The sequence below is a fragment of the Zobellella sp. DQSA1 genome (genome assembly GCF_041950555.1).
In the GTDB taxonomy this organism is placed as follows: domain Bacteria; phylum Pseudomonadota; class Gammaproteobacteria; order Enterobacterales; family Aeromonadaceae; genus Oceanimonas.
The window spans coordinates 3,899,608-3,920,751 of record NZ_CP169531.1; the positions used below are offsets into that span (position 1 = coordinate 3,899,608).

25 protein-coding genes are annotated in these 21,144 nt (G+C 62.8%); 16 read left to right on the forward strand and 9 right to left on the reverse strand.

The window, feature by feature from the left end; genetic code table 11:
• Window positions 1-38: 38 nt before the first annotated feature.
• Complete coding sequence (gene coaD, locus ACEVBK_RS18565; protein WP_375056365.1) at window positions 39-518, forward strand: pantetheine-phosphate adenylyltransferase; 480 nt, start codon at window positions 39-41, stop codon at window positions 516-518.
• 11 nt (window positions 519-529) lie between these two features.
• Here the strand turns inward: coaD and mutM are convergent, their stop codons facing one another.
• The 4 genes from mutM to radC all read right to left on the reverse strand — a co-directional run bounded on the left by mutM (window position 530) and on the right by radC (window position 2,657).
• Window positions 530-1,342 carry a bifunctional DNA-formamidopyrimidine glycosylase/DNA-(apurinic or apyrimidinic site) lyase gene (gene mutM, locus ACEVBK_RS18570; protein ID WP_375056366.1) on the reverse strand — a complete coding sequence of 271 codons (813 nt, stop codon included), beginning with the start codon at window positions 1,340-1,342 and terminating at the stop codon, window positions 530-532.
• A gap of 93 nt (window positions 1,343-1,435) precedes the next feature.
• Window positions 1,436-1,603: a 50S ribosomal protein L33 gene (gene rpmG / locus ACEVBK_RS18575; protein WP_094040656.1), complete on the reverse strand. Its 168-nt coding sequence runs from the start codon at window positions 1,601-1,603 to the stop codon at window positions 1,436-1,438.
• 11 nt (window positions 1,604-1,614) lie between these two features.
• Window positions 1,615-1,851, reverse strand: coding sequence for a 50S ribosomal protein L28 (rpmB, locus tag ACEVBK_RS18580; RefSeq protein ID WP_014291125.1), 237 nt, complete (start codon window positions 1,849-1,851; stop codon window positions 1,615-1,617).
• A 131-nt stretch (window positions 1,852-1,982) separates the two neighbouring features.
• Entirely contained in the window at window positions 1,983-2,657 is a 675-nt protein-coding gene (radC, locus tag ACEVBK_RS18585; protein WP_375058605.1) for a DNA repair protein RadC, read from the reverse strand.
• A 108-nt stretch (window positions 2,658-2,765) separates the two neighbouring features.
• Between radC and coaBC the strand changes: the two genes are divergently transcribed.
• The 4 genes from coaBC to mscS all read left to right on the forward strand — a co-directional run bounded on the left by coaBC (window position 2,766) and on the right by mscS (window position 5,999).
• A complete protein-coding gene (gene coaBC, locus ACEVBK_RS18590) occupies window positions 2,766-3,974 on the forward strand; it encodes a bifunctional phosphopantothenoylcysteine decarboxylase/phosphopantothenate--cysteine ligase CoaBC (protein ID WP_375056367.1) in 1,209 nt (402 codons plus the stop codon).
• On the forward strand, window positions 3,961-4,416 hold the full coding sequence (gene dut, locus ACEVBK_RS18595; RefSeq protein WP_375056368.1) for a dUTP diphosphatase: 456 nt from the start codon (window positions 3,961-3,963) through the stop codon (window positions 4,414-4,416). The genes coaBC and dut overlap by 14 nt, the downstream gene beginning before the upstream one ends.
• A 17-nt stretch (window positions 4,417-4,433) precedes the next feature.
• Window positions 4,434-5,033, forward strand: coding sequence for a nucleoid occlusion factor SlmA (gene slmA / locus ACEVBK_RS18600; protein WP_375056369.1), 600 nt, complete (start codon window positions 4,434-4,436; stop codon window positions 5,031-5,033).
• A gap of 90 nt (window positions 5,034-5,123) precedes the next feature.
• Window positions 5,124-5,999 (forward strand): small-conductance mechanosensitive channel MscS, encoded by an 876-nt coding sequence (gene mscS, locus ACEVBK_RS18605; RefSeq protein WP_375056370.1) that lies wholly within the window; start codon window positions 5,124-5,126, stop codon window positions 5,997-5,999.
• Between the two features lie 47 nt (window positions 6,000-6,046).
• Here mscS and pyrE read toward each other — a convergent pair whose 3' ends face one another.
• Window positions 6,047-6,688 (reverse strand): orotate phosphoribosyltransferase, encoded by a 642-nt coding sequence (gene pyrE / locus ACEVBK_RS18610; protein WP_375056371.1) that lies wholly within the window; start codon window positions 6,686-6,688, stop codon window positions 6,047-6,049.
• Between the two features lie 22 nt (window positions 6,689-6,710).
• Window positions 6,711-7,436 carry a ribonuclease PH gene (rph, locus tag ACEVBK_RS18615; RefSeq protein ID WP_375056372.1) on the reverse strand — a complete coding sequence of 242 codons (726 nt, stop codon included), beginning with the start codon at window positions 7,434-7,436 and terminating at the stop codon, window positions 6,711-6,713.
• 159 nt (window positions 7,437-7,595) lie between these two features.
• Between rph and ACEVBK_RS18620 the strand changes: the two genes are divergently transcribed.
• The 7 genes from ACEVBK_RS18620 to ACEVBK_RS18650 all read left to right on the forward strand — a co-directional run bounded on the left by ACEVBK_RS18620 (window position 7,596) and on the right by ACEVBK_RS18650 (window position 14,942).
• Entirely contained in the window at window positions 7,596-8,459 is an 864-nt protein-coding gene (locus ACEVBK_RS18620) for a YicC/YloC family endoribonuclease (protein WP_375056373.1), read from the forward strand.
• Between the two features lie 261 nt (window positions 8,460-8,720).
• The gene (locus tag ACEVBK_RS18625) at window positions 8,721-9,512 is read left to right on the forward strand and encodes a glycosyltransferase family 32 protein (protein ID WP_375056374.1); all 792 of its coding nucleotides are present in this window, start codon (window positions 8,721-8,723) and stop codon (window positions 9,510-9,512) included.
• A gap of 286 nt (window positions 9,513-9,798) precedes the next feature.
• Window positions 9,799-10,428: a guanylate kinase gene (gene gmk / locus ACEVBK_RS18630; protein WP_375056375.1), complete on the forward strand. Its 630-nt coding sequence runs from the start codon at window positions 9,799-9,801 to the stop codon at window positions 10,426-10,428.
• Window positions 10,429-10,477: 49 nt separating this feature from the next.
• Entirely contained in the window at window positions 10,478-10,753 is a 276-nt protein-coding gene (gene rpoZ / locus ACEVBK_RS18635) for a DNA-directed RNA polymerase subunit omega (protein WP_375056376.1), read from the forward strand.
• Between the two features lie 103 nt (window positions 10,754-10,856).
• Complete coding sequence (gene spoT, locus ACEVBK_RS18640; protein ID WP_375056377.1) at window positions 10,857-12,974, forward strand: bifunctional GTP diphosphokinase/guanosine-3',5'-bis pyrophosphate 3'-pyrophosphohydrolase; 2,118 nt, start codon at window positions 10,857-10,859, stop codon at window positions 12,972-12,974.
• A 97-nt stretch (window positions 12,975-13,071) separates the two neighbouring features.
• Window positions 13,072-14,112 carry an alpha/beta fold hydrolase gene (locus tag ACEVBK_RS18645; RefSeq protein WP_375056378.1) on the forward strand — a complete coding sequence of 347 codons (1,041 nt, stop codon included), beginning with the start codon at window positions 13,072-13,074 and terminating at the stop codon, window positions 14,110-14,112.
• A 35-nt stretch (window positions 14,113-14,147) separates the two neighbouring features.
• Window positions 14,148-14,942 (forward strand): Cof-type HAD-IIB family hydrolase, encoded by a 795-nt coding sequence (locus ACEVBK_RS18650; RefSeq protein WP_375056379.1) that lies wholly within the window; start codon window positions 14,148-14,150, stop codon window positions 14,940-14,942.
• Here ACEVBK_RS18650 and ACEVBK_RS18655 read toward each other — a convergent pair whose 3' ends face one another.
• Complete coding sequence (locus tag ACEVBK_RS18655) at window positions 14,943-15,389, reverse strand: EVE domain-containing protein (RefSeq protein ID WP_375056380.1); 447 nt, start codon at window positions 15,387-15,389, stop codon at window positions 14,943-14,945. It lies immediately after the preceding gene.
• Between the two features lie 103 nt (window positions 15,390-15,492).
• On the opposite strand from ACEVBK_RS18655, the gene ACEVBK_RS18660 reads away from it, so the two are divergent.
• Genes ACEVBK_RS18660 through murQ form a run of 3 tightly spaced genes read left to right on the forward strand, consistent with a single transcriptional unit; the run spans window position 15,493 to window position 17,702 of the window.
• Window positions 15,493-15,678: a hypothetical protein gene (locus ACEVBK_RS18660; RefSeq protein ID WP_375056381.1), complete on the forward strand. Its 186-nt coding sequence runs from the start codon at window positions 15,493-15,495 to the stop codon at window positions 15,676-15,678.
• Between the two features lie 2 nt (window positions 15,679-15,680).
• Window positions 15,681-16,772: an anhydro-N-acetylmuramic acid kinase gene (locus ACEVBK_RS18665; protein ID WP_375056382.1), complete on the forward strand. Its 1,092-nt coding sequence runs from the start codon at window positions 15,681-15,683 to the stop codon at window positions 16,770-16,772.
• 15 nt (window positions 16,773-16,787) lie between these two features.
• Complete coding sequence (murQ, locus tag ACEVBK_RS18670; RefSeq protein ID WP_375056383.1) at window positions 16,788-17,702, forward strand: N-acetylmuramic acid 6-phosphate etherase; 915 nt, start codon at window positions 16,788-16,790, stop codon at window positions 17,700-17,702.
• On the opposite strand, the gene ACEVBK_RS18675 is transcribed toward murQ, so the two are convergent.
• Window positions 17,699-18,037: a hypothetical protein gene (locus ACEVBK_RS18675; RefSeq protein ID WP_094041427.1), complete on the reverse strand. Its 339-nt coding sequence runs from the start codon at window positions 18,035-18,037 to the stop codon at window positions 17,699-17,701. The genes murQ and ACEVBK_RS18675 overlap by 4 nt on opposite strands.
• Window positions 18,038-18,194: 157 nt before the next feature.
• Here ACEVBK_RS18675 and ACEVBK_RS18680 point away from each other — a divergent pair, with 157 nt between their 5' ends.
• Window positions 18,195-19,073: an aldo/keto reductase gene (locus tag ACEVBK_RS18680; protein ID WP_375056384.1), complete on the forward strand. Its 879-nt coding sequence runs from the start codon at window positions 18,195-18,197 to the stop codon at window positions 19,071-19,073.
• Between the two features lie 50 nt (window positions 19,074-19,123).
• On the opposite strand, the gene betT is transcribed toward ACEVBK_RS18680, so the two are convergent.
• On the reverse strand, window positions 19,124-21,142 hold the full coding sequence (betT, locus tag ACEVBK_RS18685) for a choline BCCT transporter BetT (RefSeq protein WP_375056385.1): 2,019 nt from the start codon (window positions 21,140-21,142) through the stop codon (window positions 19,124-19,126).
• Window positions 21,143-21,144: the final 2 nt, after the last annotated feature.

Consider the following 21,144-nt stretch of genomic DNA (forward strand, 5'->3'; position numbering starts at 1 on the left):
CCAAACTCTTTAGCTGCGTTTGCCAATAAGGACATCCCATGAGCATCAGGGTCATCTACCCCGGCACCTTCGATCCCATCACCAACGGCCACCTGGACCTGATAGAGCGGGCCTCCAGGCTGTTCAACGAGGTGGTAGTGGGGGTGGCCTTCAGCCCCAGCAAGCGACCCATGTTTACCCTGGACGAGCGGGTCGAGCTGGTGAAGGAAGTCACCGGACAACTGGGCAACGTGACCGTGGTGGGCTTTTCCGGCCTGCTGGTGGACTTTGCCAAGACCCACCGGGCCAATGTGCTGATCCGCGGCCTGCGCGCCGTGTCCGACTTCGAGTACGAATTCCAGCTTGCCAACATGAATCGGCGGCTGATGCCGGAGCTGGAAAGCGTCTTCCTCACCCCGGCGGAGGAGAATTCCTTTATCTCCTCCACCCTGGTGAAGGAAGTGGCGATTCACGGCGGCGATATCAGCCAGTTCGTACCCGCCGCCGTGGCCGAGGCGGTGGCCAAGAAGCTGAGCTGAAGGGTTAGGCGTTACCGCTGGCAGAGCGGGCAGAACACGGTGCTGCGGCCGTTCATGCGCACCTCGCGCAGCAGGGTACCGCAGCTCACGCAGGGCTGTCCCGCCCGGCCGTATACCTGCAGTTCCTGCACGAAGTAGCCGGGCTTGCCGTCGCTGCCGGTAAAGTCTTTCAGGGTGGTGCCGCCCTGGCCGATGGCCCGCGCCAGCACCGCCTTGATCTCCCCGGCCAGTGTCAGGTAACGCTCCCGGCTGATGTTGCCCGCCTCCCGTTTGGGGCTGATGCCGGCGCCGAACAGCGACTCGTTGGCGTAGATGTTGCCCACTCCCACCACGATATGGTTGTCCATGATAAACTGCTTGATCGCGGTCTTGCGACTCCGGCTGCGCCGGTAGAGGTAGTCGCCGTCGAACGCCTCGGTGAGCGGCTCGGGCCCCAGCCTGGCCAGTAGCGGGTGCTGCTCCACCGGCTCCCGGGTCCACAGCAGACAGCCGAAACGGCGCGGATCGTTGAGCCGCAGCAGCTTGCCGTTGGCCAACTCGATATCCACATGATCATGCTTGCCCGCCGGGGTTCCCTGGGGCAGCACCTTGAGGTTGCCGGACATACCCAGGTGCAGGATGGCGGTACCCCAGTCGGTTTCCAGCAGCAGGTACTTGGCCCGACGTCGAATACCGACGATGGTGAGTCCGACCAGTTCCTGGATTTCTGCCGGCACCGGCCAGCGCAGGCTGGGGTTGCGCACCACCACCCGCATCACCGATTCCCCCAACATGAAGGGGGTAATGCCCAAACGACTGACTTCGACTTCTGGTAACTCCGGCATCTCGCACTCCTGTGGTAGTGAGGCGGCAGTATAGCCAAGGTAACGGCCATAAAAAAACCCGGCCGGGGCCGGGTTTTTTGGAAGAACAAAATCTTACTTGATTTTGCCTTCTTTGTAGATCACATGCTGGCGGATCACGGGATCAAACTTTTTGATCTCCATTTTCTCGGGCATGTTGCGCTTGTTTTTGGTAGTGGTGTAGAAGTGACCAGTACCAGCGCTGGAGTTCAGGCGGATCTTCTCGCGAATACCTTTAGCCATGGGTTATCTCCTTAAACCTTTTCGCCACGGGCACGCAGGTCAGCCAGGACACTGTCGATACCTTTTTTGTCGATAATACGCATACCCTTGGTGGTGATGCGCAGTTTTACAAAACGCTTCTCGCTTTCAACCCAGAAACGGTGAGTCTGCAGGTTGGGCAGGAAGCGACGCTTGGTGGCGTTGTTGGCGTGAGAGCGGTTGTTACCAACAGCTGGCCGCTTACCAGTTACTTGGCATACTTTAGACATGTCAGTCTTCTCCAAAACTTACTTTTGCTCGAGCAATTAATCACCCCGTTGGCCGTCTATCGGGGCAAAATAAGGCGGCAATTTATACAGCATACCGCGCTCGAGATCAACTAAAAGCCGAGCGTCCGGCACTAAAGCCAGCCACGCTCGGCAAAGGATACGGTTTCACCATCACCAACCACCAGATGATCCAGCACCCGGACATCCAGCAGCCCCAGGGCGGCCTGAATACGTTCGGTGATCATGCGATCCGCCCGGCTGGGCTCGGCCACTCCGGATGGATGATTATGCACCAAAATGACCGCGGCGGCACCCAGTTTCAGTACCTGGCCCACGATTTCCCGCGGGTACACCGCCGCCGCATCCAGGGTGCCGAAGAACAACTCATGGAAGCGGATCACCCGGTGCTGATTGTCGAGCAGCAGCAACGCAAACACTTCCCGCGGCTGATCCCGCAGTTGCGCCTGCAGGTACTGCCGAGTCAGCTCAGGACTGGTGAGCGCGTGCTCGCGCACCAGCTTTTCGTCGAGAAAGCGGCGCATCAGCTCCAGGCTGGCCTGTAACTGCACGAATTTGGCCAGCCCCAAGCCGGGCCCTTCGCAGAAACGGTGCTGATCCGCCAGCAGCAGCTGGCGCAGGGAGCCGAACTGGGTCAGCAGGGTACGTGCCAGGGTCACCGCGTCCATGCCCTTGGCGCCGGTACGCAGGAAAATCGCCAGCAACTCCGCATCCGACAGGCTGGCAGGCCCCCGGCTCAGCAGTTTTTCCCGGGGGCGCTCTCCCTCCGGCCAGTCCTTGATGCTCATCATGCCCCTCCCACCCAACCGTTAAAGCCTAGTCCAGCCCCCCGCCCGGCCCCCACAATTCACCCGTTTGTGGTAATCTTGCGGCCTGTCCAGTTTGGGAAAGCAGCCATGTCATTAACGGGAAAACGCATTGTTATCGGCATTACCGGTGGTATCGCGGCCTACAAGAGTGCCGAGCTGGTGCGCCGCCTCAAGGAGCGGGGCGCCGAGGTCCGGGTGGTGATGACCGAATCCGCCAAGGCCTTTATCACCCCGCTCACCCTGCAGGCGGTCTCGGCAGAGCCGGTGTCCGACTCCCTGCTGGACCCGGCCGCCGAAGCCGGCATGGGCCATATCGAACTGGCCCGCTGGGCCGAGTTGCTGCTGATCGCCCCCGCCAGCGCCAACACCCTGGCCCGATTGGCCGCCGGCCTGGCCGATGACCTGCTCACCACCCTCTGCCTGGCCACCCCGGCCGTGGTGGCGGTGGCCCCGGCCATGAACCAACAGATGTACCGCCACGCCGCCACCCAGGCCAACCTGGCTACGCTGGCGGCCCGGGGCCTGCCAGTCTGGGGTCCCGCCCGGGGCGAGCAGGCCTGCGGCGACGTGGGACCGGGCCGGATGCTGGAACCGATGGAGCTGGTAGCCGAGGTAGAACGTCATTTCGCACCCAGGGCGCAGCCCCTGGCGGGCGTCAGGCTGATGCTCACCGCCGGCCCCACCCGCGAGGCACTGGATCCGGTGCGTTTCATCTCCAACCACAGTTCCGGCAAGATGGGTTTCGCCCTGGCGGCGGCGGCGGCGGAGCTGGGCGCCGAGGTAGCCCTGGTAAGCGGCCCCGTCGGCCTGCCCACCCCGGCCGGGGTGACCCGCATCGACGTGGAAAGCGCCCGCCAGATGCACCAGGCGGTGATGGAGCACATTGCGGAGCAGCAGATTTTCATCGCCTGTGCCGCCGTGGCCGACTACGCTCCCAAAACCGTCGCCGAGCAGAAAATCAAGAAAACCGCCAGCGACACCCTGGTCATCGAACTGACCAAAAACCCCGATATCGTGGCCGAGGTAGCCGCCCTGCCCAACAAACCCTTTACCGTGGGATTTGCGGCGGAAACCCGGGATGTGGAAAAATACGCCCGGGACAAGCTCAGCCGCAAGGGGCTGGACATGATAGCGGCCAACGATGTGGCCAAGGCCGGGCAAGGCTTTAACAGCGACGACAACGCCCTCACCGTGTTCTGGCCGCAAGGCCGGACCGATTTACCCCTGGCCGGCAAGACCCTGCTCGCCAGGCACCTTATGACTCTGATTGCAGACCGATACCATGAACGCCATTGAACTGAAGATCCTCGACCCCCGCGTGGGCCATGAATTCCCGCTGCCGGCCTATGCCACACCGGGCTCCGCCGGGCTGGACCTGCGCGCCTGCCTGGACGCTCCCCTGGAGCTGGCCCCGGGGGACACCACCCTGATCCCCACCGGCCTCGCCATCCATATCCGGGATCCCGGCCTGTGCGCCACCATACTGCCCCGCTCCGGCCTGGGCCATAAGCACGGCATCGTACTGGGCAACCTGGTTGGCCTGATTGACTCTGACTACCAGGGCCAGTTAATGGTATCCTGCTGGAACCGTGGAAGGGATCATTTCACCGTACAACCGGGGGAACGCATCGCCCAGTTGGTGATCCTGCCCGTGGTGCAGGCCCAATTTACGGTAGTTGACGAGTTTGACCAAAGCGAGCGGGGAGAAGGCGGTTTCGGCTCTTCCGGTCGCCACTAACCAAGTTGAGTGCGCCTATGGCCAATACCCAGAACAAGAAAAACCGTCGTGAACAAATCCTGCAGGCCCTGGCCCATATGCTGGAGACCAGCCCGGGCCAGCGGATCACCACCGCCAAGCTGGCGGCGGCGGTGGGCGTGTCGGAAGCGGCGCTTTACCGCCACTTTCCGAGCAAGGCCCGGATGTTTGAGGGATTGATCGACTTTATCGAGGAAACCCTGTTTTCCCGGATCAATCTTATTCTTCAGGATGAGAAGGACAGCTCCCTGCGCCTGCGCTACATACTGCAGTTGGTGCTGGGCTTTTGCGAACGCAACCCCGGCATCACCCGCCTGCTCAACGGCGATGCCCTGCAAGGTGAGCACGAACGGCTGCTGGTGCGTATCAACCAGCTGTTCGACCGGCTGGAAACCCAGCTCAAGCAGGTGATGCGCGAACGCCGTCTGTACGAAGGGGAAGGCTTCGCCGAAAACGAAGTGGTGCTGGCCAACCTGCTGCTGGCCTATGCGGAAGGCCGTATCAACCAGTACGTGCGCAGCCAGTTCAGGCTCAAACCCACGCACAACTTCGACAGCCACTGGCAATTGCTGCATCAGCAGCTGGTCGTGGCCGCCTGACGCCCGTCGTCATTTCATCCCCGCCCTTGCCGACACCCTCACCGGCAAGGGCGTGACCAAAGCAAACAATAACGACTGAGAGACACGATTATGGATACAGAACTGCTCAATACCGACATGCTGAACGAAGCCCAGAGCTGGATCGTCAACAACCAGGGGCTGCTCATCGAGTATTCGGTGAATATCGCCGCCGCCCTGCTGACCCTGGTCATCGGCTTCATGGCGGTCGGCATGCTGACCGGCGGCATGAACAAGGTGATGAAGGCGCGCAAGGTAGACAACACCATCTCCGACTTCGTCACCAGCCTAATCAAGTATGGCCTGCTCGCCTTCGTGATCATCGCCGCCATGAGCCGGGTCGGGGTTCAAACCGCTTCCTTCGTGGCCATCGTCGGTGCCGCCGGTCTGGCCGTGGGCCTGGCGCTGCAGGGCTCCCTGTCCAACTTCGCCGCCGGGGTTCTGCTGATCGGCTTCCGCTTCTTCAAGGCCGGTGACTACGTGGAGGCGGCTGGCACCGCCGGCACGGTACACTCGGTACAGATCTTCACCACCATACTGCTGACTACGGACAACCGCATGATAGTGGTGCCCAACTCCAAGATCCTCAACGACAATATCATCAACTATTCCAGGGAAAAAACCCGTCGTGTCGACCTGGTGATCGGCGTCGCCTACAGCGCCGACCTGAAGAAAACCAAGGAAGTACTGACTCGCATCGTCAACGAGGATCCGCGCATCCTGAAAGAGCCCGAGTGTCGCGTCGCGGTGAACAACCTGGGCGCCTCTTCCGTCGACTTTATCGTCCGCCCCTGGGTACAGGCCGAGGACTACTGGACGGTCCGCTTCGATCTGCTGGAAAAGATCAAGAACGAGCTGGACGCCAACGGCATCGGCATCCCCTTCCCGCAGATGGATGTGCACCTTTACAAGAAAGAGGCGAGCCTGTTAAGGCAGGATGTGGCGTAAACCAACGCCATCGGCCACAAAAAAGCCGCTTTTCAGCGGCTTTTTTATTAGATTCCGTATTGTTCCCGGTAGGCCCTGACCCGCTCCAGGTGCTCGGCCATGTCCGGCTTTTCACCCAGGAATTCAATCAGATCCGTCAGGGTAATGATGGCGGTGACTCGGGCCTGGTAGTCCCGTTCCACTTCCTGGATGGCGGACAGCTCGCCCTTGCCCTTTTCCTGGCGGTCCAGGGCGATCAACACCCCCGCCAGGGTGGCGCCGTTGGCCTGGATGATGTCCATGGACTCGCGGATGGCGGTGCCGGCGGTGATCACGTCATCCACCAGCATGATGCGCCCGGCAAGCGGGCTCCCCACCAGATTGCCACCCTCGCCATGATCCTTGGCTTCCTTGCGGTTGAAGCAATAGGGTACATCCAGGTCGTGTACCTCGGCCAACTGCACCGCGGTAGCGCTGGCGATGGGAATGCCCTTGTAGGCCGGGCCGAACAGCACGTCGAACTCCGCGCCCGCATCCACCAGGGCGGCGGCGTAGAAACGGCCCAGCCGGGCCAGATCCCGGCCGCTGCTGAACAGACCCGCATTGAAGAAGTAGGGGCTCTTGCGCCCGGACTTCAGGGTAAACTCGCCGAACTTGAGCACGGACTTGCTCATGGCGAACTCGATAAACTCACGCTGGTAAGCTTTCATCTTTTCCTTATCTCCGCTCGTGTTACAGGCCGGCAATGGCCCGGCGCTGGTGCTCCACCAGCTCGTCGATGCTCTTGTGGGCCAGGGCCAGCATGGCCAGCAGCTCTTCGTGGCTGAAGGGTTCTCCTTCCGCCGTGCCCTGCACCTCTATCATCTTGCCCTCGGCGGTCATCACCACGTTCATGTCGGTTTCCGCCGCCGAATCTTCGGTATACTCCAGATCGCTGATCGCCCGGCCATCGACGATGCCCACCGAAATGGCCGCCACCAGGGTTTTGAGGGGGTTGGCGGCGATCATGCCCTTTTCCTGCATCCATTGCAGGGCGTTGGCCAGGGCCACACAGGCCCCGGTGATGGAGGCGGTGCGGGTGCCGCCGTCGGCCTGGATCACGTCGCAGTCCACGGTGATGGTATGCTCGCCCAGGGCCTTGAGGTCCACCGCCGCCCGCAGGGAGCGGGCGATCAACCGCTGGATTTCCATGGTACGACCACCCTGCTTGCCCCTCGCCGCCTCACGATGCATCCGGCTGTGGGTGGAGCGGGGCAACATGCCGTATTCCGCCGTCACCCAGCCCTGCCCCTTGCCTTTCAGGAAGCGGGGCACCCCGGTTTCCACGGTGGCGGTGCAGAGCACCTTGGTATGGCCGAATTCCACCAGCACAGAGCCTTCCGCGTGACGGGTATAATTGGTGGTAATGGTGACCGGTCGAATTTGATCGGCCGCGCGACCGCTGGCTCGTGTTGACATGAGACTCTCCAATGGGGATAAAAAACCGGCATCGCCCGACGGGCGAAACGCCGCCATTATAAAGAAAGCGGCCGGCCATTGCATGCCGTCCGCCATTGGCGCCGGCCCCACCCTGTGTCACACTCTGGGTATGACGCCCAATTACAAGATGAGAACCCCATGATCCACAGCATGACCGCCTACGCCCGTCAGGAATTCAAGCACGACTGGGGCACCGCCGTCTGGGAAATCCGCTCGGTCAACCAGCGCTACCTGGAGACCTACACCCGCCTGCCCGAACAGTTCCGCGGCCTGGAGCCCATGGTGCGGGAAAAACTGCGCGCCCGGCTGCAACGGGGCAAGGTGGAATGCGGCCTGCGCTTCGAGTCCAACCTGGCCAACCAGGGCCAGTTGCAGATGAACAAGGCCCTGGCCGAGCAGCTGATCGAAGGCGCTACCTGGGTGATGGAAAAGGCCGGCCACGGCAGCATGAACCCGGTGGACATACTGCGTTGGCCCGGGGTGATGGAAGCCCAGGCCCAGGATATGGATGCCCTCAGCAACGCCCTGCTCGCCTGCCTGGATAAGGTCATCGACGACTTCCTCGCCGCCCGGGCCAGCGAAGGCGGCAAGCTGAAAGAACTGATCGAACAGCGGCTTACCGGCATAGAGCAAGAAGTGGCCAAGGTGAAAACCCATATGCCCGACGTGCTGGCCTGGCAACGCCAGCGCCTGCAGGAACGCTTCGAAGAAGCCCGGCTGGAGCTGGACCCGCAACGGCTGGAGCAGGAAATGGTGCTACTGGCCCAGAAGGTGGACGTGGCCGAAGAACTCGACCGTCTCGCCACCCACATCGGCGAAACCCGCAAGATCCTCAAGAAAGGCGGCGCCTGCGGCCGGCGGCTGGACTTTATGATGCAGGAGTTCAACCGCGAGTCCAACACCCTGGGCTCCAAGTCGATCAACGCCGACATCACCACCTCGGCGGTGGAGCTGAAGGTGCTTATCGAGCAGATGCGGGAGCAGATCCAGAATATCGAGTGATGTTTCACCGTTCCTCATTCATCTGTGCAATCCGGCCCTTGTGTTACAAGGGCTTTTTATTTCCGATAAAACTCGGGCGCGGCAGTTCAGTTGAGAATGGGGTGGTGCAGACCCTGAGAGCCGTACTGGTTCAACACCGGGGCCGATACGGTACTCATTGCCGGATAGAAGGGAAAAGCGCAAACTCGTAGCGCCGCTGTCGTCGGCACCGGCCAGCCGTGCTAGCATGGGCCCGCTCGACGATTCACCCAAGGAGTCTCCGTGAAGGCCCATATCCTGCTGACCAGCCGTATCATCAAGCTGCTCGCCAACATCACCAAGGTGCTGAGCTACGGCTTCCATGCCCTTTTTCCCGACAAGCGCTTCACCCTGCCGGAATACTCCGGCGCCCTGCTGAAGGGCCGATCAAGGCCGATTCCCCGCATCATCTGGCAGACCAACTTCACCAACAGGGTCACCCTGCCGGTCTACCTCAACTACCTGTTCAACCGGCTGATCTCGCCCACCTTCGAGTACCGTTTTATGATCACCGAGGCACGGGCCGACTTTATCAGGGCGAATTATCCGGCGGAGGTGTTCAACAGCTATTCCCGGCTGCAGATAGGGGCGGCCCAGGCGGATTTCTGGCGGCTGCTGGTGCTGCAGAAACACGGCGGCGCCTACCTGGATATCGACGCCCATGCGGTGTGGCCGCTCGGCTTTGTCATCAGGCCGGAGCACGAAGAGCTCTATATCATCCGTCAGGACAACGAGCTCACCAACTACTTTATCGCAAGCCGGCCGGACAACCCCAATCTGGACCGGCTGATCGCCCAGGTGCAGGAAAACATCCGGGAAAACACCATAGAAGGGGTCTATAACATGACCGGGCCCGGGGTGTTCAACCAGGTGCTGGACCACCGCCAGGTGCCGACCACCTTCTACCGCCATACCTGCAGCCAGGGCAGCTTCACCAACGAATACTTCCAGTACATCGACAAGCCTCAGGGCAAGTGGACCAAGGAGCAGCACCAGATAAGCGTGGTCCGGCCGGAAGACGCCGGCGAACAATAACGGTCCGACAGGGCGATGGGGCCGTATCGGTGCAGCCCTCAAACGCATAATAACTCGGTTTTTACGATGTTTCTGGCAGGTAAAAACTGATAGAGCCGAAGCAGCCACCTGATCATAATGAAATCTGCGTGGAGGGCACTTCCGCAGCAAGCTATAGTTACTTTTGATTGGCCGTTGTGTTCACAACGGCCATTTTTTTATGCGCCGGCTTCTGGTAAGCTTTGCCGCCCCTGGTTCCAGCCGCCATGACCGGCGCTGGCAGACAACCTCGAACGGGCTCGATACTATGGCGCACAGCGGTACCTTGTTTATCATTTCCTCCCCCAGCGGCGCGGGCAAATCCAGCCTGATCCGGGCCCTGCTCGAACGCCCCAGTGCCGACGGCCGGCTGCAGGTTTCGGTCTCCCACACCACCCGGCCCATGCGCCCCGGCGAGGAAGATGGTGTGCATTACCATTTCGTGGACAAAGCCCAGTTCAAGGCCCTGATCGACAGGGGCGCCTTCTACGAATGGGCCGAGGTGTTCAACAACTGCTACGGCACTTCCCGCGAGTGGATCGATGCCCAACTGGCCCAGGGCATAGACATCCTGCTGGACATCGACTGGCAGGGCGCCCGCCAAATCCGGGAACAGTCGCCCAGCGCCAAGTCCATCTTCATTCTGCCGCCCAGCCGGGAAGAGCTGGAGCGCCGGCTCAATGCCCGCCAGCAGGACAGCGCCGAAGTGATCAAGGGCCGCATGGACAAGGCGGTGTCGGAAATGTCCCATTACAGCGAATACGATTACCTGCTGGTCAACGACACCTTCGAACATGCGTTGAACCAGCTCAGCGCCATTATCGAAGCCGAACGCGCCAATACCGGCAAGCAGACGGTCCGTTACCAGGACTTGCTTTCCCGGCTACTGGCGGAATAAGCTAAGATCCATTAGAATTTTGCACCTTTTTTAATCATTGGAGTCCATTATGGCACGCGTTACTGTTGAAGATGCTGTTGAGCAGGTAGGCAACCGCTTTGATCTGGTTCTGGTCGCCGCCCGTCGCGCCCGCCAACTGGCCACCCAGGGCAAAGAGCCGCTGGTCGATGAAGAAAACGATAAACCCACCGTGGTTGCCCTGCGTGAAATCGAGGAAGGCCTGGTCAACCATGCGGTAATGGACGTGCAGGATCGCCAGGAACAGCAGGAAATGGAAGCCGCCGAGCTGGCCGCCGTGGCCGCCATCGCCGAAGGCCGCAGCTAAGCATCGGCCTTGCCCTCAGGCCCGCGCCGGCGGGCCCGTTCCCGGCCTGAGCGGGCCTCACCTCTGAATTATGTGTAAACGGCGTTGACTGTCGGGGTATAGATTGTATCTGTTTGAATCACTCAAGGAGCTTGCCACCAGCTATCTGCCGGCTGAGCAGGTAGAGCAGTTGAAGGCCGCCTATGTAGTGGCCCGTGATGCCCACCAGGGCCAGACCCGCTCCAGCGGCGAACCCTACATCACCCACCCGGTGGCGGTGGCCCGTATCCTCGGCGAGATGCATCTGGATCACGAAACCCTGATGGCCGCCCTGCTCCACGACGTGATCGAGGATACCCCGGTCACCAAGGAACTGCTCGAACAGCAGTTCGGCAAGCCGGTTGCCGACCTGGTCGAAGGGGTGTCCAAGCTCGACAAGCTCAAGTTCCGCGATCGCAAGGAAGCCCAGACCGAAAACTTCCGCAAGATGGTTCTGGCCATGACCCAGGACATCAGGGTCATCCTGATCAAGCTGGCCGACCGCACCCACAACATGCGCACCCTGGGCGCCCTGCGCCCCGACAAGCGCCGCCGCATCGCCCGGGAAACCCTGGAAATATACGCCCCCATCGCCAACCGTCTCGGCATTCACAGCATCAAGAACGAGCTGGAAGAGCTGGGCCTGGAAGCGCTCTACCCCATGCGTACCCGGGTACTGCGCGAGTCGGTACGCCGGGCCCGGGGCAACCGGCGCGAGATCATCCAGTCCATCCTGGAAGAAATCAGCGGCCGCCTGGAAGACACCCGCATCGAGGCCTCGGTCCGGGGCCGGGAGAAGAACCTGTTCTCCATCTACAACAAGATGGTGAAGAAGGAGCTGCAGTTCCATGAGGTGATGGACATCTACGCCTTTCGCGTGATCGTGAAGGACATCGACACCTGTTATCGGGTGCTGGGCCAGATGCACACCCTGTACAAACCCCGTCCCGGCCGCTTCAAGGATTACATCGCCATTCCCAAAACCAACGGCTACCAGTCGCTGCACACCTCCCTGGTGGGGCCGCACGGGGTGCCGGTGGAAGTGCAGATCCGCACCGAATACATGGATCAGATGGCCGACAAGGGAGTAGCGGCCCACTGGGCCTATAAGCAGGACGGCGAAAGTTCCGGTACCACCGCCCAGGTCCGGGCCCAGCGCTGGATGCAGAGCCTGCTGGAGCTGCAGCAGAGCGCCGGCTCCTCCTTCGAGTTTATCGAAGGGGTCAAGACCGACCTGTTCCCCGACGAGATCTACGTGTTCACCCCAGAAGGACGGATCCTGGAGCTGCCCTCCGGCGCCACCCCGGTCGACTTCGCCTACGCGGTGCACACCGATATCGGCCACGCCTGCGTGGGCGCCCGGGTTGACCGCCAGCCTTTCCCGCTCAGCCAGCCACTGCACTCGGGCCAGACGGTGGAGATCATCACCGCCCCCAGCGCCCGTCCCAACGCGGCCTGGCTCAACTTCGTGGTGACTTCCCGCGCCCGCACCAAGATCCGGCAGTTTCTCAAGAACCTGCGCACCGAAGAGTCGGTGTTGCTGGGCAAGCGGCTGCTCAACCACGCCCTGGGCGCCAAGAACCTGGAAGACATTCCGGCCGAGCGCGTCGAGCAGGTGCTGAAGGACACCAAGCACGGCTCCCTCAACAATCTGCTGGCCGACATCGGCCTGGGCAATGCCATGAGCGTGGTGGTGGCACGCCGGTTGCTGGGCAAGCTGGACGAGATCCCCGCCGAGCGCAACAAGACGGTGAAGAAGATGCCAATCCGCGGCGCCGACGACATGCTGCTCAACTTCGCCAACTGCTGTCGCCCCATTCCCGGCGATCCCATCGTCGCCCACATCAGCCCGGGCAAGGGCCTGGTGGTGCACCTGGAATCGTGCAGGAACATCCGCGGCTACAGCAAGGAGCCGGACAAGTACCTGCCGGTACAGTGGGATCTGGAGCAGGATTTCGACTTCGAATTCAAGACCGAAATCGGTATCGAGATCATCAACCACCAGGGGGCCCTGGCCGAACTGGCCAACGTGATCGCCGCCACCGGCGCCAATATCCACAGCATCAGCACCGAAGAGAAGGACGGCCGGGTCTACGTGGTGGAGCTGCTGATCACCACCAAGAGTCGTATCCACCTGGCCAACATCATGCGCAAGATCCGGGTCACCCCCAACGTGCTCAAGGTCTATCGCCAGCGCAACTAACCCGGCGGCTTGATAAAATAACGACATTTTATCTCCCGGGTTTTGGCGGTACACTGCGGTGCACCTTTTACCATCAATGTACCGCCTCGGAGCCTGTATGCCCGCTCGCCTGCTCTTGCTCGGGATCTGCCTGTTTATGAATGTCGCCACCGCCGCCACGCCAAACCTGACCACCGAAGCCGAGCTGAACCAGTTGGGCCTGGATGGTCTGCAGGCTTTCTGGCGCACGCACGCGGTCGAGGGCCACTTCATCACCGGCGACGGCCTGCGCCTGCCCTTCGCCAAGCTGGTGAAGGGGGAACACGGCAAGGCGGTGATCCTGGTCAACGGTCGTACCGAGGCCTACCTCAAATACCAGGAGTTGGCGCGTGATCTGTTCGGCAATGGTTACAACGTCTACCTCTACGATCACCGGGGTCAGGGCCTGGCGCCGCGACTGCTGACCGATCCCCTGATGGGCTACGTGGGTGATTTCAACGATTATGTGCAGGATCTGGAGCAGTTCGTGCAGCAAAAGGTGCTGCCGGAGCAGCCGCAGCACCTCTATCTGCTGGCCCATTCCATGGGCGGCACCATCTCCGCCCTCTGGCTGGCGGAAACCCGGGTCCGGCTGGAGGCGGCAGTGCTCTCCTCCCCCATGATGGGCATCTTCCTCGGCCCCCTGCCCCGCTGGCTGGCCGACGCCCTGGTGGCGGCGCTGGACACCGGCTGCCGCTGGCTGGGCAAGACGGTCTGCTATGCACCGGGCCAGGGGGACTACATGGAGGTGACTTTCGCCGACAACGATCTGACCCACAGCGAAACCCGTTACCGGTTGTTCCGCGAGCTGTACCGGCAACAACCGGCCCTGCAGCTGGGCGGGGCCAGCCTGCAATGGCTGCGGCAGGGACTGATGGCGGGAGACGACGCCATTGCCAAGGCCAATCGCATCACCATACCGCTGCTGGTCCTGCAGGCCGGCGCCGACGTGGTGGTCGACAACGAGGCGCAGCAAGCCTTCTGCCAGGCTCTGGGCCATTGCCCGGGCAACACCCCCCTGGTAATAGAGGGCGCGTCCCACGAGCTCTTTATCGAGCAGGACCCGCTGCGCCGGCAAGCACTGGAAGCTGCCCTGTCGTTCTTCGAACAACATTCCTGAACGGATAGCCCGTTCTCAGCCAACAGGACAGTCCTATGTACAACGTAATAGTGTCGGATCTCGACGGCACCCTGCTCAACAGCCATCACCAGGTTTCCGACTATACCCGGGAGGTGCTGCACCAACTGGTGGCCCGGGATATCGAATTCATCGTCGCCACCGGCCGCCATTACGTGGACGTGCGCTCCATTCGCGACAAACTGGGGCTGAACGTCAGCCTGATCACCAGTAACGGCGCCATGGTGCACAACCCGAACGACAAGCTTATCTACAACCAGACCATTCCCGCCGAGATGGTGGAAGATCTGGTCGGCCGCTTCCGCCTGCCCGGGGTGCACCTCAACATGTACCGGGGTGAGCACTGGCTGGTGGAGGAAGAAATGCCGGGCATGCTCGACTTCAGCCCCGACAGCGACTTTCGCTACCGGCTCACCGACCTGCGTGCCACCGCCAAGCAGGGAGTGGAAAAAGTGTTCTACGTCGGCGACCACCAGCAGCTGCTAAAAGTGGAAGAACTGCTGCTGGCCCACTTCGGCGACCGACTCAACGTCACCTTTTCCCTGCCCCAGTGCCTGGAAGTGATGCACGGCGAAGTCAACAAGGGCTCGGCGGTGGCCTCGCTGATGGGCCTCAAGGGCGTGCCCCTGCAGCGGGTGATCGCCTTCGGCGACGGCATGAACGACTACGAAATGCTGTCCGGCGTCGGCCGGGGCGTGGTCATGGCCAACGCCCATTCCCGGCTGCGGGACGCCCTGCCCCGCCACGAACGCACCCAGAGCTCGGACGAAGACGGCGTGGCCCGTTATCTGGCCAGGGTGTTCGAACTCTGATTACGCCATCGCCAGTATCGCCCGCCACTGCTCGGGAGTAACCGGCATCACCGACAGCCGGCTGCCCTTCTGCACCAGGGCCAGTTCGCTCAGGGCCGGGTTGGCCTTCAGCGCCGCCAGCGGCAGCAGCGGCAGGCGGCGCTCGAAGGTCAGCTCCACCGCATACCAGGTAGGCTTGTCCGGATTGGACTTGGCGTCGAAGTAGGCGCTCTCGGGATCGAAGGCGAAAGGGTCGGGAAAACCGGCCCGCACTACCCGCCCGATACCGGCGATGCCCACCTGCTTGCAGCTGGAATGGTAAATAAAGACTTCGTCGCCCTCCCGTACCCGATCGCGCAGGAAATTGCGCGCCTGGTAGTTGCGCACCCCTTCCCAGATGGTATTGGCCCGGGCCAGATCGTCGATGGAAAAGGTGTCGGGTTCGGTCTTGAACAGCCAGTAGGCCATGGTTTCCCCTCGTCATTTATTTGTGCCGCCCCGCTGGCGACCATTGCCGGTCTATGGCAACCTTGTGGGTGGAAAATAGTGACCTTTCACGGAGAAATACGCAATGCACAAACCACTGTGGCTTGGCCTGGTGCTGGCGCTTACCGCCTGTGGCGGCACCCCCACGCCCCCACCGCCCACGCCCGAACCCACCCCGGTAGTGGAAGCCGATCCCGAGCCGCAACCCTTTGAAAACGGGGTGATCAACGTACCGGTAAGCCCGGTACAAGAGCTTCCCGGCAACTGGTGACCATGGACAACTACATCGGCATCATGTCCGGCACCAGCCTGGACGGCATCGACGCCGTGTTGGTGGAAACCGACGGCGAACGGATCCGGCTGCGGACCCGTAGCGGCAGCCCCTTCGAGCCCGGCCTGCGCGGCCGGCTGCTGGCTCTGGCCGACGGCGGCACCGTTACTGCCCGGGAATGGGGCGAACTCGATGCCGAACTGGGCCGGGCCTATGCCGGTGTGGTGCTGCAACTGCTGGCGGAATCCGGCCGACAAGCGTCCGATATCCGCGCCATCGGCTGCCACGGCCAGACCATCTGGCACCAGCCCGACGGCCCCCTGCCCTTCTCCCTGCAACTGGGCGACGGCAACCGGCTGGCGGCCGAAACCGGCATCACCACCATCAACGACTTTCGCCGCAAAGACATGGCTCTGGGCGGCCAGGGCGCGCCCCTGGTGCCCGCCTTCCACCGACAGGTGCTGGGCGGCACGGACCGGGTCCGCCTGGTGGTGAACATCGGCGGCATCGCCAATATCACCGTACTGACGCCCGATGCGCCGGTGCTGGGCTACGACGTGGGCCCCGGCAATATGCTGATGGATCTCTGGTGCCAGCGCCACACCGGCCAGCCTTTCGACCGGGACGCCACCCTGGCCCGCCAGGGCCGGGTATTGCCCGCCCTGCTGACGACCCTGCTGGCCGAGCCCTGGCTGGCCCTGCCCGCCCCCAAGAGCACCGGGCGGGAGCTGTTCAACGAAAGCTGGTTGGACCGGCAGCTCACCGGCGACGAGGCGGAGGCCGACGTGCAGGCCACCCTGGCCGAGTTCACCGTCACCGCCATCGCCCACGAGGCGGAAAAATGGCCGGCGGGCGAACTGCTGGTATGCGGTGGCGGCGGCCACAATCCCCTGCTGCTGGAACGGCTGGCCGCCTTGCTGCCCGGCTGGCGGGTGGATACCACCAACGCCGTCGGGGTGGACATGGACGCCATGGAGGCCATGGCCTTCGCCTGGCTGGCCCACCAGACTCTGCACGGCCTGGCCGGCAACCTGCCGGCGGTGACCGGTGCCCGCCGTCCCGCCATACTGGGCGCCATCCATCTGCCCGGCTGAACCTGAAGGTATCCCATGCAACACCACGACCTGCTCAATGATCTGGCCCGGCTGGCCTCGGAAGGCCGCAACCCCGACACCCTGGATATCGATCTCAAAAGCACCCTAGATATCGTCACCACCATCAACGCCCAGGACAAGCTGGTGCCGGTGGCGGTGGCCCGGGTGCTGCCCGAGATCGCCGCCGCCGTGGATCTCATCGTCGAGGCGTTACGCCGGGGCGGACGCCTGGTCTACCTGGGCGCCGGTACCAGCGGCCGGCTGGGGGTGCTGGACGCGTCCGAGTGTCCGCCCACCTTCAGCGTGCCGGCAGGCATGGTGGTGGGACTGATCGCCGGCGGCGAGGCGGCCATGTTCCGTGCCCAGGAAGGGGCGGAGGACAATGCCGCCCGGGGCGAGCAGGATCTGCGGGACATCGATCTCTCCGACAAGGACCTGGTGGTGGGCATCGCCGCCAGCGGCCGCACCCCCTATGTGCTCGGCGGCCTGCGCTACGCCCGCAAGCTGGGCGCCGGCACGGTGGCGCTGGCGTGCAATCCGGGGTCGGCCATCGGCCGGGAAGCGGCCATCGCCATCGAGCCCGAGGTGGGGCCCGAGGTGATCACCGGCTCCACCCGGCTCAAGTCCGGCACCGCCCAGAAACTGGTGCTCAACATGCTGAGCACCGCCAGCATGATCCGCCTGGGCAAGGTGTACCAGAACCTGATGGTGGATGTGAACGCCAGCAACAAGAAGCTCGAGGCCAGGGCCATTCGTATCGTGATGCAGGCCACCGACGCGGATGAAGCTACCGCCGTCCGGGCGCTGGCCGAGGCCGACCGGGAGGTCAAACTGGCGATACTGATGCTGCTGTCGGGGCTCGGCAAGGCCGAGGCCCAGGCCCGGCTGCAACGGGGCCAGGGCGTGCTGCGCCGGGCGTTGGAGGGTTAGGGCTCACCAGAGGACGACTCGTCGTCCTGGGCCAGCCGGGCACGCAGCTTTTCTTCCCGGCGGCGATACCAGTGGGCCTTGAACGCCGTCCACCAGTCGTGGGACAGCTCGCCGCCGTAGGCTTCCAGCAGGGCGATTACCCGGTCCAGGGTCAGCACGGCGGCGTCGTAGTCGATATCCAGCCAGTGCTTGCGCACCACCACCTTGACCACCCCCGGCTCGGTGCCGAACACCTCCGCCAACTGCTCGATCTGCAACTGGTTCATATGGTCGAGCTTGAGATGACGCCGGACCAGGGCGACTTCGTCCTGGCCGTCGGTAGGTGAAGTGGTCATACGCTGCTCCTGTGCCCTGTCTTTATTTTAGCTCCGATCCGCCAAGGGCCAGTCAAGCGCAAAGCGCGCGCAAAAGCAAGGCCGCGCACCCGTTGCAAAGCGGCGTCGACTGCGCCACCATAATGCGGAATTCATTTCCAAAAAATGAGAGGGACAGATGGACGCCACCGTCACATTCAAGGCCATGGCCGGCCAGCCGGCCATCGAGCTGCCCGCCATCGGCCAGGGCACCTGGTACATGGGCGAAGGACTGGCCCCGCGGCAGGACGAGGTCCGGGCCCTGCAACAGGGGCTGGAGCTGGGGCTGCGGCTTATCGACACCGCCGAGATGTACGCCGACGGCGGTGCCGAGGAAGTGGTGGGCCAGGCGCTGAAGGGCCGCCGGGAGCAGGCCTTCCTGGTGTCCAAGGTCTACCCCTGGAACGCCGGCCGGCAGAGCGCGATCCAGGCCTGCGAGCGCAGCCTCCGGCGCCTCGGTACCGACCACCTGGATCTCTACCTGCTGCACTGGCCGGGCAGCGTGCCCCTGGACGAAACCCTGGAGGCCTTCGAGCACCTGCAGCAACAGGGCAAGATCAAGCGTTTCGGAGTGTCCAACTTCGATATCGACGAGATGCGGGGACTGGCGTCGCTGCCCGGCGGCGAGCGCTGCGCGGTCAACCAGGTGCTCTACCACCTGGGCTCCCGGGGCATAGAGCATTCGCTGCTGCCCTGGCAACGCCAACAGAACCTGCCCACCATGGCCTACTGCCCCCTGGCCCAGGGCGGCCGCCTGCGCCGGGAGCTGCTTGGCCACCCGGAGCTGCGGGCCATGGCCGCCGAGCTCGGCGCCACTCCGGCCCAGCTGCTGCTGGCCTGGGCCATCCGGCCGATAAACGGCAAGCGCGACGTCATCGCCATTCCCAAGGCGGTGCAGCCCGAGCATGTGCAACAGAACGCCGATGCACTCAACCTGCATCTGCACGACGACGCCCTGGCCCGGCTGGACGCCGCCTTCCCGCCGCCCCGGCACAAGGAGCCGCTGGATATCGTTTAATACAGTGACCGGGCCATCCCGTGCTGGTTTGAGCCCGCCAGGCCACCCGCTCAGGCGGTGCTCCCGCCTCTCAGGGGTCCCTGATAAGGGACGGGCCCGGCATTCTTGTTTCGCTCGACAAATGTCTGCAGATAGCGCTGGTATTCGTTCAGCACGTCATGCACCACCTGCAGCCGGGTGTAACCGTTGAGGTTCTGTCCTGCCCCGTTTTCGGTCAGGAACACGTCGAGCCGCAGATAATAGTCGTCATCCGCGGGCAGGAAACTCGGCGGCGGCACACGCCGCGGACGGATACCGTAGACAAAGCTGGGCGCCCCCTCGAAGTCAACCTGCAAGACCGGGCAACGCAGTGAGGAATCCTTTACCTCCTGTTCGATAATGTGGGCCGGATGGCCGCGACTCGTCAGCTCTTCGGCCAGTTCGAGCAGGGCCGGTCGAATGGCGTGGCGCAGCGTGGCTTCCGCACCGCTCAGGGTCAGGCCATCCAGGGTTCGATCCAGCCGCTCGCGCCAGTCGCTGGCGACCACCTGCTGGCGGGCTTCGGCCTTGCCGGTTTCGAGTTTCAGCGAACGATACATGGCGAACATGGTCAGGAAGATCACCACCGAAAACGGCAAGGCGGTGATCACCACGGCGCTCTGCAGGGTACGCAGTCCGCCGGCGAGCAGCAGGGCAAGGGTAATAAGGCCGATGAGCGCCGCCCAGAATATCCGCAGCCGGGCGGGCGCGTCGTGGTTCACGTCGCGCAGCACATAGGTGAAGTTGGACAGCACCAGGGCGCCGGAGTCGGCCGAGGTGACGAAGAATACGATGCTCAACAGCAGCACCAGGCTGGCGGTAAGGCCGACCCAGGGCAGTTGCTCGAGGAAGGTATAGATGGTGGCCGGCGGTGTGTTCAGGGCCTGCTCCCCCAACTCGACCAGCCCCTGCTCGACCATGTCGATGCCGCTGTTGCCGAATACGGACATCATCACCATCACGAAGATCAGCGGGATGAACAGGGCACCGGCGACGAATTCACGGATGGTGCGACCACGGGAGATGCGCGCCAGGAACAGACCGACGAAGGGCGCCCAGGCGATCCACCAGCCCCAGAAGAACACCGTCCAGCCACTGAACCAGCCCTGGGCCTCGGGCGTGTAGGCATAGGTATCGAAACTCTTGCCGACCAGGGCGGTTATGTAGTCGCCGGTATTCATCACCAGGGCATTGAGCAGCTTGAGGGTATCGCCCTGGATCAACACGAACAGTACCAGGCCGGCGACCAGCAACAGGTTGAGCTCCGACAGCCGGCGAATGCCTCGCCCGACGCCACTGACTACCGACAGGGTCGCCAGGGTCACCACCAGCACGATCAGCATGATCTGGGCAGGCAGCCCTTCCGGTATGCCGAACAGGTAGGTCAGGCCATAGTTCATCTGCATCACGCCGATGCCGAGCGCGGTGGCGATGCCGAACACCGTGGCCAGCACGGCGGTGATGTCCACGGCATCGCCGATGGGACCATAAATACGCTTGCCCAGCAACGGATAGAGGGTCGAGCGAATCGCCAGCGGCAATTGATGGCGATAACTGAAATAGGCCAGGGCCATGCCCATCAGCACGTAGAGCCCCCATCCCGATATGCCCCAGTGCATGAAGGTCTGCACTATGGCCCGGCGCTGGGCCTCGGGGGTTCCTCCCTCGCCGAGCGGCGGATTCAGGTAGTGGGTCACCGGCTCGGAAATCACGAAGAACAGGATGGCGCCGCCGAGCCCGGCGGCGAACAGCATGGCCGACCATGACAGCAACGAAAACTCCGGTCGCGAGTCATCGGGGCCGAGGCGGATCTTGCCGAAGCGCGAAACGCCGATCATCACCACGAACACCAGATAGGCGGCAACCGCCAGCATGTAATACCAACCGAAGGTGCTACCTATCCAGTCCAGCCCGGCATTGAAGAACGCCGTAGCGTGATCGGTAAACACGATCGCATAAACCAGAAAGACCAGAATACCGGCCACCGAACCGTGGAAAACGCTCCGGTTCAGGCCGTTACTCTGCTCATGTTCAATTGTTTTGTATAGCATGG

Excerpts from the sequence above, each read along its gene's own strand:
- rpmB (WP_014291125.1), bottom strand. The coding sequence starts at position 1,851 with ATGTCTAAAGTATGCCAAGTAACTGGTAAGCGGCCAGCTGTTGGTAAC.
- gmk (WP_375056375.1), top strand. The coding sequence starts at position 9,799 with ATGGCGCACAGCGGTACCTTGTTTATCATTTCCTCCCCCAGCGGCGCG.
- ACEVBK_RS18660 (WP_375056381.1), top strand. The coding sequence starts at position 15,493 with ATGCACAAACCACTGTGGCTTGGCCTGGTGCTGGCGCTTACCGCCTGT.
- ACEVBK_RS18645 (WP_375056378.1), top strand. The coding sequence starts at position 13,072 with ATGCCCGCTCGCCTGCTCTTGCTCGGGATCTGCCTGTTTATGAATGTC.
- coaBC (WP_375056367.1), top strand. The coding sequence starts at position 2,766 with ATGTCATTAACGGGAAAACGCATTGTTATCGGCATTACCGGTGGTATC.
- rpoZ (WP_375056376.1), top strand. The coding sequence starts at position 10,478 with ATGGCACGCGTTACTGTTGAAGATGCTGTTGAGCAGGTAGGCAACCGC.
- ACEVBK_RS18655 (WP_375056380.1), bottom strand. The coding sequence starts at position 15,389 with ATGGCCTACTGGCTGTTCAAGACCGAACCCGACACCTTTTCCATCGAC.
- slmA (WP_375056369.1), top strand. The coding sequence starts at position 4,434 with ATGGCCAATACCCAGAACAAGAAAAACCGTCGTGAACAAATCCTGCAG.
- ACEVBK_RS18680 (WP_375056384.1), top strand. The coding sequence starts at position 18,195 with ATGGACGCCACCGTCACATTCAAGGCCATGGCCGGCCAGCCGGCCATC.
- ACEVBK_RS18620 (WP_375056373.1), top strand. The coding sequence starts at position 7,596 with ATGATCCACAGCATGACCGCCTACGCCCGTCAGGAATTCAAGCACGAC.
- betT (WP_375056385.1), bottom strand. The coding sequence starts at position 21,142 with ATGCTATACAAAACAATTGAACATGAGCAGAGTAACGGCCTGAACCGG.
- rph (WP_375056372.1), bottom strand. The coding sequence starts at position 7,436 with ATGTCAACACGAGCCAGCGGTCGCGCGGCCGATCAAATTCGACCGGTC.
- ACEVBK_RS18675 (WP_094041427.1), bottom strand. The coding sequence starts at position 18,037 with ATGACCACTTCACCTACCGACGGCCAGGACGAAGTCGCCCTGGTCCGG.
- murQ (WP_375056383.1), top strand. The coding sequence starts at position 16,788 with ATGCAACACCACGACCTGCTCAATGATCTGGCCCGGCTGGCCTCGGAA.
- ACEVBK_RS18650 (WP_375056379.1), top strand. The coding sequence starts at position 14,148 with ATGTACAACGTAATAGTGTCGGATCTCGACGGCACCCTGCTCAACAGC.
- rpmG (WP_094040656.1), bottom strand. The coding sequence starts at position 1,603 with ATGGCTAAAGGTATTCGCGAGAAGATCCGCCTGAACTCCAGCGCTGGT.
- dut (WP_375056368.1), top strand. The coding sequence starts at position 3,961 with ATGAACGCCATTGAACTGAAGATCCTCGACCCCCGCGTGGGCCATGAA.
- mscS (WP_375056370.1), top strand. The coding sequence starts at position 5,124 with ATGGATACAGAACTGCTCAATACCGACATGCTGAACGAAGCCCAGAGC.
- coaD (WP_375056365.1), top strand. The coding sequence starts at position 39 with ATGAGCATCAGGGTCATCTACCCCGGCACCTTCGATCCCATCACCAAC.
- ACEVBK_RS18665 (WP_375056382.1), top strand. The coding sequence starts at position 15,681 with ATGGACAACTACATCGGCATCATGTCCGGCACCAGCCTGGACGGCATC.
- pyrE (WP_375056371.1), bottom strand. The coding sequence starts at position 6,688 with ATGAAAGCTTACCAGCGTGAGTTTATCGAGTTCGCCATGAGCAAGTCC.
- radC (WP_375058605.1), bottom strand. The coding sequence starts at position 2,657 with ATGAGCATCAAGGACTGGCCGGAGGGAGAGCGCCCCCGGGAAAAACTG.
- mutM (WP_375056366.1), bottom strand. The coding sequence starts at position 1,342 with ATGCCGGAGTTACCAGAAGTCGAAGTCAGTCGTTTGGGCATTACCCCC.